Raw genomic sequence first — 9,797 nt, 5'->3', positions numbered from 1 at the left:
GAGTGGTAGGTCCCCAAACCTGGAAAGCGTTAGGTGATGCCATCTTCAAATATACTTATTAAAACTATCGCTCTGACAGAAAATATAAGGAGTCCTCATCTAAAAGTGTTTCATTTTAGATGGGGGGGAGCCTTAACTAAACTTCGTTATAGTTAAGGTACTTCACTCCTTTATCCACACTTCTTTGATACACTACCGTACGAAAAAAACTGTAGAAAATCGTAACAGCTTTTATCTTGATATTGGATTAACCAATACAGGCGCTCTCGGCACAGCTCACTATTCCCGTCCTACGGAATGCTGCGCAAACGGCAGTAAAAGCCCCTGGGAATTTCTTTCTGATTATCTGAAGACTGCCATTGATATCGGCATTAATCACTTTACCTGTTGCACTTCTAAATAAACCACGTTTGACTCGCTTGCCTACATAGTTTTCATGGCATATTGGTTTTTCTAGGTCAATAGCAGATGTTTTACTGGTATAACTTTCTTCAGTTTCAATAACTTTGATACCAACCAGTTGACATTTATAAGTTATCTGTTGAATTAGCTTATAGTGCGGTATTTGGGTAAAGTTTTGATTGTTTTTTTTACCGATGTTTGCACCTTGTTTCCAGTTATCATTTTTGCCTATGACTACAGTANGGTATTTGGGTAAAGTTTTGATTGTTTTTTTTACCGATGTTTGCACCTTGTTTCCAGTTATCATTTTTGCCTATGACTACAGTACCAATATTATTTCTGGTTAAATACTCAACTACTAATTTACTGGTGTTATGCAGATAATTCTCCACAAAACGATTTCGGTTATAGGTTAACGCTTCAATCTTACGGCTAGTTTTTTTCTGGCCTGATAACGCACTTTGGTACTTAGCTTTTCGCTTGTTATATAATTGATTGACACTTTTTAGTGGCTTCCCGTTAATCAGCATAGGTTTAACACCAGGCTTATTTGTAGATAGAGCAACTAATCTGTCAATTCCTAAGTCAATTCCGGCTACATATGTTGAGTGTATTTGTGGCTGATGCGTTTTTTCATACACTACTTCAATTATATAGCAGGCAGTCGCAGGTACTATCCTCACTTCGATGACAGTATCCACAACTACAGGTATGCATGATTTCACTCATTGATAAGTGACAAATACCATTTTTCAAAGGGCTTTTATAGACTGATTCCTTTGAATATATAACTACATTTCTACCTTTGGTTTTGTCCTTATATTTGGGTATTTTGGGCTTACCTAAAAACTTCCCTGGATGTTTAGACCATTCAATGATTGCCTGAAAATAACCACGCCAAGTGGCAACTAAGCATTTGATTATTTGTTTTGATACTTTGGTTGGTAAGGCTCTATAGGCATCGCTATCTTTGGTTGCATGGTATAGTTTGGTTAAATCCAGACTTTTTGAGAACTTGAAAAAATGCTGACGACAATAATAATTAGCTAAATTATACAAGTTTTTTGACTTAAAGGCTAACTCATCACAACAAGCCCAATACTGATGTGTTCGGTTAATAATATGTCTGTCAACAAGTCGCATTCACCTGAATTATTTCATAAGCTTTAGTTACCTGTTTATATATTAACACACTTTTCTACTTCTAGCAACTACTTTCTACAATTTTCATTCAACAGTTAATCACCCATAGTTCTTCTCTACAGAAATCCTACAAGTCCCATTTTTGCCAATATTGTTGAATTTTCGTATCCACTCAATATGATGGGGTAATATTGCCAGAAAAGGGTTACAAAATTAATTGGCACGCTCATTGCAGTTTCTCTAGTTTGAGCCCTAATTGCAGGTTTTTGTGTGCCAAATTTTATTCTGGCATTTTTATTAACTATAAATACGGATACAAAACAATTGAGTTTGAAGACTTAGTTAGGAAACAAAACAAACTGACAAAATACTTAAAGAAAGAGAAAAATATGAACATCAAAGCTATTGCTCTTGCATCTATTATTGGTTTATCTGTTCCTGCGATCGCAGATATTACCTTAAATTCTCATAGTGCTTCTGCAATGCCTACCGATTTTGTCCGTCCAACTGGAGCTTTCATGGATAATAGCGAAAATTCGGTTGTTTTGCTGAAATTAGATGAGTTCGGAAACTATACTTATGAAGCTAAATCTGGAAGAAGTGGTGCTTTTCTAACTTTGAAAAATCCTTATATTAAAGGGAATAACAAAGGCTATACTTATACCTTTAAAAACGGAAATCACAAATATATTATTGCTCACCGCCCTAAAAATCCATCAATTATCCGCCTGACTGTTGTCAACCCACAAGGATATGTAATCTTGAACCGCTTGATGGAAAAGGTTGGTACTGATTGGGATGTCAATTCAATTGTGGGAAACTATGAAAATCATTTGTATGATTCTGGTAGAAAAAACGATTGGCATTATGTGACTATTAGTCGGATCGATGATAACACACTTCAATGGAAAAATCGTCTTGGTATAACCTGGACACTTCACGCAACAAAACATAGAGAAATATTTAAAGTTGGGAAAGATTGTCCGTACTTTGATCATGGTCATACTACTGCTACAGTAATATGGGATGGAAATCAAGTTTTAGGAATACTTGGACCCTGGAATGATCAATATGACAGGTCTAACTAAATACTAAATAAATTAGGAATGAGAATTAAGATTAACTTGAAGCACTTGAAGCAATTGCTAAAGGCTATATATGTGTCTTGGCGTAATTCCTGTTGGTATTAGGAGTCAGAAATCGACAGAACTCGAACAGTTCAATCCTGCATCTTCAGGTGTTGAAAACTTCACAGGAATAAATGTGAAGCCGAACATCTGATTCGGACAAGGAACAATCTTAACTAACTCCAAGGGTAGTTTTTGGCGATCGCCTGTCCCTGGTTTAAATTTAATTTTTCCTGTCACCCCATCAATACTGAAACTTTGATCTGCTAGAATGTTCTGAATTCCCTGACGAGTAGGTTGTTGCCGAATTCCTTCAAGCAACACTTTAGCTGCATCATAGCTCAAAGCTGTACGGTTACTAACAGGACCTCCCCAAAGCTGCACAGTGGTTTGAGCAAATTCAGGCTGGGGACTGTTTAAATGATGCCAATTAATAGTTACAATTACTTTTTCCAAGAGTTTTGGTTGAGCGATATTCAGGGTTTTAGGACTGTAAATTCCTGAATCAGCAATTATCCAGTTTTGATTGTCATTCTCTTTGATGATTTCCAGAGAATTAGTAAACGAATTATTAGTCACTGGTGTATCTGGGATGAGAATAATAGCTGATTTACCATCTTTCCTGACTTTTTCGATAGCATTTTTAGCATTAAAATTAGGTCGAGATATCTCAACTGAGTCAATAACATATGCTCCTTTTTCTGAAAATTTTTCTTCTAAACGTTTTTTGTAATCACTAGAATAGGGACTAGCATCGTTATAAAAAATTGTAGCTCTGTTTTGATTAATTTGATTCATTAAGATATCAACCATTGCTTCTGCTCGGAAATCATTAGTCGTGACAACTCGGAAGAAAAATTTTCGAGGTTTTACTGTGAGTTCATATGTGGATGAACCAGGAGAAACTAATACTAATTTATTTTGGTTATATATATCTACAGTTTCCGTCGTTATCTTACTGGTCCAATGACCAATAACACCTAGAATATCTGGGCGTTTGACTATTGTATTGGCAACTTTATTTGCTTGCTCCTCACGGTTAGCATCATTAGCAATGATGACTTTTAAACCTTTTCCATTCAGGTCATTAAGGTTGAGAAAATTTGCACCAGGCAAAGTGAAATTAAAGGGTTTTGCCTTCTTAAATAAACTCAAGTTAACTTCTGTTTGCGCTTGAGCGACTCCCCGTAAGATTTCTTCCGCAACTTCTGCATTACTTATTTGCTCCGTTTCATCTTGTAAAACTGGAACTACAACTGTAATAGTATAGTAATCAACACCCGTCGCTTCTACAATAGCATTATTGAGATATATTAAAGTTTCTGGACTTCTTCGTTCCCTTTTCCAGCTTTGCTGAAGATGTTGAGCTGCCTCCTGATAACTTTTTTTGGTGACAAAACAATCACTCCACTGTTGTCGAATATGACTTTTCCAAATAGGTAGAAAATAATTCCAGGGTTTCTGGCATTGGGCAACTGCATCTACACCCCTTTGTTTGTCTCGTGGTTGAAACAGTTTTACCAGAATTTCCTCACCAATGCTGATGTTATCTGTCATCGCTTCAGATTTCGGGATTCGTTTAGAAACCCCAAAAAAGCCAATGATAATCAACAAAAACAGAATTATCTGTCTGATTGGAAGTGTGGGTTGCTTAGGCCAATATAGTTCTGGCGTAGCAGGATTTTGGATGAGTACAGGCAGTCTAGATGCTCTTGGATAAAACAATTCATTTTGAACAGGAATTTCCAGTTCTTGCAAGTGTTTCCGTGCTTTTCTAACAGAGACGTGGAGAGGTTTACCTTGGGTAAATTCTTCTAATAAATAATGCAAAAAACGCCGTGCTACTAAATCCGGAACAGGTTCTNGGCCAATATAGTTCTGGCGTAGCAGGATTTTGGATGAGTACAGGCAGTCTAGATGCTCTTGGATAAAACAATTCATTTTGAACAGGAATTTCCAGTTCTTGCAAGTGTTTCCGTGCTTTTCTAACAGAGACGTGGAGAGGTTTACCTTGGGTAAATTCTTCTAATAAATAATGCAAAAAACGCCGTGCTACTAAATCCGGAACAGGTTCTCGCATCACAATCACATGGGGAATATCAAAATCAGCTAAATATTCAGCAATACCCAGTCCATCACAGGAATTAAAGATTGCTAGCTTAACTCTAGGAGCCGCTCTCCTCAAAGCTTCTTTCAAAAAATTGATTGATAAATTTAAGGTATGATCGACATGAATAGTCCGCTCAGAACTATGTCCTGCATAAAAAATAATATCCCAATTTCCTTGCCAAATAGTATCAAATAGTTCTTGAGGAGTCAGAGAATTTCCCCTTTCCGGAATAGACTTAATACTTGCACCATGTCTTTTTAAGTTTTGAATCAGTTCCCGATCTTGTTCCAGTTCTAATTCCCCCTCATCGCTCCCAAAAATTGCCAGAATATGAATCGGTTTCTTCAACGTTTCTGTTGGTCGATTATATTGAGATAAAAGGGCAAATTCTGCCTGGGGTAAAAAATATGGTCTCTCAAATAAATCCCAATAATCCCAGGATAATTTACGCAGATAAGGATTTGATGTATCGATGATAACTCGTACTGATTGATTTGAAGTTCCATCATTTAGTCGTCCTATAATTCGCCCACGAATATCTCCAAAGATAGGTTGCCCCAACCAATTTCTGACATTAGATTCCAGGGTGAGAGTGGCATCTTGGCATTCATCTAAACTGGAGACATGGGTAATTTGTCCCGCTTGCGTCTCTATCGTTCGTGTTGTCACCGACTGGCGTTGCTGAATCAAGGTATGAAAATAAAAACTGAATAATCTCAAGTATGTATCATTCAATAGTTTAGCGATCGCCAACAAATAGAAATTATATCCAAAATCAGCAACGCCGTTTCTCCATTTGTCTCCCAACTGAGTATAAATTTTTCTCCATTCGTCATAAACTCTAGGAAAATCTGGGTTAGGGGGCAATTGAGGACAATTGCGTTCTTTGGCAATAATCCTACCATCTTGCCAAAACTCTAGGGAAACAGGAAAACCTAATTCAAAACTGCCTTCTTCTATTTTTATAACAACTTGTCTAGTCATTATTATTAATTTGTTGTTCTAATCCATAATTTTTTTTATATTGTAATATTATACTATTTATTTAAGTTGATTCAAATAATAAAGTGCTTTGTCACAGAGGCAGAATTAAGGCTAACTTGAAGACTAAAGCGATCGCCTACATCAGCAGTAAATTTAAACTGAATATAATCATCTCTTTCTCTAGCACGAATTTCAAATAAAGATTCCCCCATTTCATCTAAACCAATAAGTTTTAAATTTGCTGGTAAAAAAGATTGGTCTTGCAGAGGATAAACTCTGGAAAGAACAGCAAATCTTTGGTTTGGTTTGGGTAAAATGGCTATCATTAGTGCTACTGGAACTCCTGCTAGGTGCATTCCTAGATCGATAGCTCGACGTACACCTGCTGCTGGATGACTAGGGTCAATTTCCCACAACAATTCGGCAATTTGCCAGCGTGTTTCTTCATCTTCTGTTGTTTGTAAAATTTTTACTAGAGCTTTATTTACTTCTGTATCTGATAGTTCAGCTTGAGATAAATCTGTCTGTATTTTTCCTCTTTGTTTTTGAGTCATTTGGAATTGTTTGAGAATTTTTTTAACTGCTTTGGGAGATAATTTTTCTGTTGTTTTATCTAAAATGAAAGCCATTTGTATAATTGGTTTACGATTTCCTAGAATTTCTTCCACAGATTGCCAACCTGCTGTAAAAATATGTTCTAACCAGGTTGTTAATTTTTCTTTTTGGGGGATTTCAATAGCTGCCGGACTCAAATATTTAAGATTTAAAATTAAGTGACTGGAGTCAGAATTTAGTTCAGACAAAGAAAGTTTATAATTTCCTATTTCGTTTTTTTGTAAAGACTGATTTTTAAATTTATCATGCCGTATAAATCCAATTATAACAGCTTCTTCTTCCTCTACTAAAACCTGTATTACTATGTATAAATGTGCAGCAAAATCTGGTGAATTAATCATTTTTACAGGAATTTCTATTCTTTTATTTACTATACTCTCATTTGTCAGTAAGCAAACTTTAAATCCGCCGACTTGCAGATTGCTCATTGGTTCAGAACTAATAATTTGATTAGTTGTCAGAGATTCAATTCTATTATCTAATCTTAAATGGCGATCGCTCAACCATTTTTTTAGTGCAAATAAAGCCAATATTTTCAAATAAGCTTGCCATTTTTGGGCTTCGTTATTAAATTTAGAACTTAAGAGATTTGCTTGCTGAAAATCTTCAGGTTCTAAATCAATAGTTTCTAACTGTAATTGTCGATAATACGCTCGGTTTACTTGCTCATAATCAGAACGAGTATTCATATTAATTCTCCGGTTTATTGTTGTAATTTCAAATTTGATTTTTGTGATTAATGGAATAATTAATGTAATTTTTTTAGTATTTATTATACTGTCAAAGAAGTAGGTAGGCGTGAATAAATGTCACTATGTAACGAAATATTAAAGCAGTTAAAAGCATTGAGATTGCTTCCTTCCACGGAGTTACCGTTGCTTAGGACGTACTTGTAATTTTTTTCACCTAGCTACTTAGGCTGACTATATTTAAGATAATAACGCATTTTTTCAGAGAACAAACTTGTCATTTTTTTGTATTTCCTTCCTGTAGAAATTTCCTTAGCTGCCTCTATAAAAACGGTTTCATCTAAATAACGACTTAAAAGTTCAATTAAAGAATCAAAAGCATTTGCATCTAAAACCCCTTGACTTGAATTTAAGTTTGCTTTCTTCAACAAAATCTGTAGCAATTTTTCCATTACTTGTTCTCGAATTTGCTTCAGCATTTGCTTAAGTTTTAAAATCCGACTAACTTGAGATTGATTATTGATATTAAATTCTTGAGCTACTTCACTTTGAGATTTATTGTGAAAATAAATTAGTCGTAAACTAGGCAAAAAATGAGGAGCAAATTCACTATACCATGCACTTTTTTGTAGTTTATGCAAACGTTGAGAAAGCACATTTTCAATAGCATCAATAATAGCTAGATCGCGATTTTCGTCTAGAAATTCAANAAATAAATTAGTCGTAAACTAGGCAAAAAATGAGGAGCAAATTCACTATACCATGCACTTTTTTGTAGTTTATGCAAACGTTGAGAAAGCACATTTTCAATAGCATCAATAATAGCTAGATCGCGATTTTCGTCTAGAAATTCAAGTTCCATTGCTGAAGAATTAGAGGGAGGTGAAATCTCCGTTGGATTGAAAATTTGTTCCTGTAGAAACTGGGCAATAGTTTTCAATTGATCGAGTAGTTCCTCGGAATAATTATATACAATTCCCCTGGGAAAAAGTCGATCGCGCATTTCTTGAAGTTGAGATGCAGAAGGTTCAGGACATTTCCCTCTTGCACCGTTTTCTCGCCTATCGCGCCGATATACTCCATGAAACGCTTCTACCACATCCCGTTCTTGAGGTGAAAGAGTTTCCATTTGGTAACGCTTAATATCATTGAGTTTTCCCCAAGGAGTAGTTAAAGACAAACCAAATTCCACCCATAACGTTCGAGTTAATTCTGGGTGGCGACGGGTGAGTAAATAAGTCCAATTCCAGAGTCCAGCTTTATTAGGATTGAACTTTCTCAAAATGTGCGCCCAAAAATAAGGGTAAGAAGACTGAGAGTTTTCGCTAACTTCCTCAAAGCTCTTAATTTTACCATCATCAGTAAGTACCAGGTACAATAAGTCTAGGTGGGAAAAACCATAGCGATCGCCAAATTGTTGAGCCAGTTTGTGACAAGCATGAACAATAGCATGGGAAATGTAACAACGCAAAGAAAGTCCTGCTGTTATGCTTCCTTGTTTAGAAGAGACAGAATTTTGAGATAGAAAGTGAGATAGCAAAGTAGCTTGAATTTTTCGGTCATCTTGAGAGGGGAGTTCTTTGAGTTCAGCAATAGACGGAAACCAAATTTGAAATTGTTGCTGAACAGGCAATAGTACCTCCTCTTGATATCCCCTCTGAGAAGCAGACACATTATAGCTAGCTAAATCAATTTTGCGTAATGTCCAGTAGTTCTTGCTCAGAACCATTTGTCTCCTCCCTATACTCCTCCACAGTATTATTCAACTTTATTAAATCAGTATTTAGGCTCATTAGCACTTACAATACATTCTCCTAAAGGTTCTATTTTACTCTAGTCTCTGATGATTTGAACTTATGCACCTTTGAGAAATAATTGACAGAACCTGCATAAGTTCCCCCAGACTGAAGCTAGTAGTTAATGAACAGAATAAATCAGGAGAAACACGATAATGAAAATAGGCGAAATTTTGCTCCGAAGACAAGTTATTTCTCAAAATCAATTAAAGGAAGCAATAAATATTCAGACTTCAATGAAAATGGGTGAAATATTACTGCGAAGACAATTTATTTCTCAAAATCAATTAAAGGAAGCAATAAATATTCAGACTTCATTGCATCTGAAACTAGGAGAACTATTAGTCTTCCAAGGTTGGATTCAACCACAAAATATAGAAGAAGCTTTAAAGGAACAATATTGGCGAGAAAATGGTGATTGGATAATTGACTAACCTACTTTGTGATCTACCGAAATAAAAAGCGCTATAAAATTTCAAACTTCATCAACTAACTTCATTTTTATTATAGTCTCTGATGATTTGAAGTTATGCACTTTTGAGAAATAATTGGTAGAACCTGCATAAGTTCACCTTGATGGAAGCTAGTAGGTAATGAACAGACAAAATAAATTCAGGTGAAACACGATTATGAAAATAGGTGAAATTTTAGTACGAAGACAATTAATTTCTCAAGTTAAACTAAACCAAGCAATAAACGTTCAGACTTTATTGCATCTCAAACTAGGAGAACTATTGGTGTTTCTAGGTTGGATTCAACCAAAAAATTTAGCAGAAGCTTTAAAGGAACAATATTGGCGACAAAATGGTTATTGGGTAATTGACTAAGCATCAATTGAAGATTAAAAAAAAATCTACTTATAGAGCAATAATTATGATTTTTTTCAGGGTGATTTATTGCTAAAAAAAAGTATTTATACAAGGAATGATTG

7 protein-coding genes and 1 pseudogene are annotated in these 9,797 nt (G+C 35.4%); 3 read left to right on the top strand and 5 right to left on the bottom strand.

What is annotated here, in order from left to right; genetic code table 11:
• Window positions 1-247: 247 nt before the first annotated feature.
• Window positions 248-644: pseudogene (locus AFK68_RS46295) on the bottom strand (IS200/IS605 family accessory protein TnpB-related protein); the annotation flags it as partial.
• 1 nt (window position 645) lies between these two features.
• Window positions 646-1,043: transposase (locus tag AFK68_RS39655; protein WP_246844420.1), on the bottom strand; the 398-nt coding region annotated here is incomplete at its 3' end.
• An 891-nt stretch (window positions 1,044-1,934) separates the two neighbouring features.
• On the opposite strand from AFK68_RS39655, the gene AFK68_RS24075 reads away from it, so the two are divergent.
• Complete coding sequence (locus AFK68_RS24075; RefSeq protein ID WP_143438197.1) at window positions 1,935-2,633, top strand: hypothetical protein; 699 nt, start codon at window positions 1,935-1,937, stop codon at window positions 2,631-2,633.
• 105 nt (window positions 2,634-2,738) lie between these two features.
• Here AFK68_RS24075 and AFK68_RS37265 read toward each other — a convergent pair whose 3' ends face one another.
• The 3 genes from AFK68_RS37265 to AFK68_RS24065 form a co-directional block, all read right to left on the bottom strand.
• Window positions 2,739-4,229, bottom strand: a complete 1,491-nt coding sequence (locus tag AFK68_RS37265; RefSeq protein WP_246844419.1) for an ABC transporter substrate-binding protein — start codon at window positions 4,227-4,229, stop codon at window positions 2,739-2,741.
• A gap of 308 nt (window positions 4,230-4,537) precedes the next feature.
• On the bottom strand, window positions 4,538-5,766 hold a 1,229-nt coding region (locus AFK68_RS46290), incomplete at its 3' end, for a CHAT domain-containing protein (RefSeq protein ID WP_371357532.1).
• Between the two features lie 71 nt (window positions 5,767-5,837).
• Window positions 5,838-7,070: a DUF1822 family protein gene (locus AFK68_RS24065; protein ID WP_094675719.1), complete on the bottom strand. Its 1,233-nt coding sequence runs from the start codon at window positions 7,068-7,070 to the stop codon at window positions 5,838-5,840.
• A 1,951-nt stretch (window positions 7,071-9,021) separates the two neighbouring features.
• Here AFK68_RS24065 and AFK68_RS24050 point away from each other — a divergent pair.
• Both AFK68_RS24050 and AFK68_RS24045 read left to right on the top strand, forming a co-directional pair.
• Window positions 9,022-9,300, top strand: coding sequence for a hypothetical protein (locus tag AFK68_RS24050; RefSeq protein WP_246844418.1), 279 nt, complete (start codon window positions 9,022-9,024; stop codon window positions 9,298-9,300).
• A 195-nt stretch (window positions 9,301-9,495) separates the two neighbouring features.
• A complete protein-coding gene (locus tag AFK68_RS24045; protein WP_094675713.1) occupies window positions 9,496-9,693 on the top strand; it encodes a hypothetical protein in 198 nt (65 codons plus the stop codon).
• Window positions 9,694-9,797 lie beyond the last annotated feature (104 nt).

Source organism: Hydrocoleum sp. CS-953, assembly GCF_002260545.1.
Lineage (GTDB): Bacteria > Cyanobacteriota > Cyanobacteriia > Cyanobacteriales > Microcoleaceae > Trichodesmium.
Note: the sequence above shows the minus strand (reverse complement) of the source record. Positions and strands in the feature narration are given on the sequence as shown.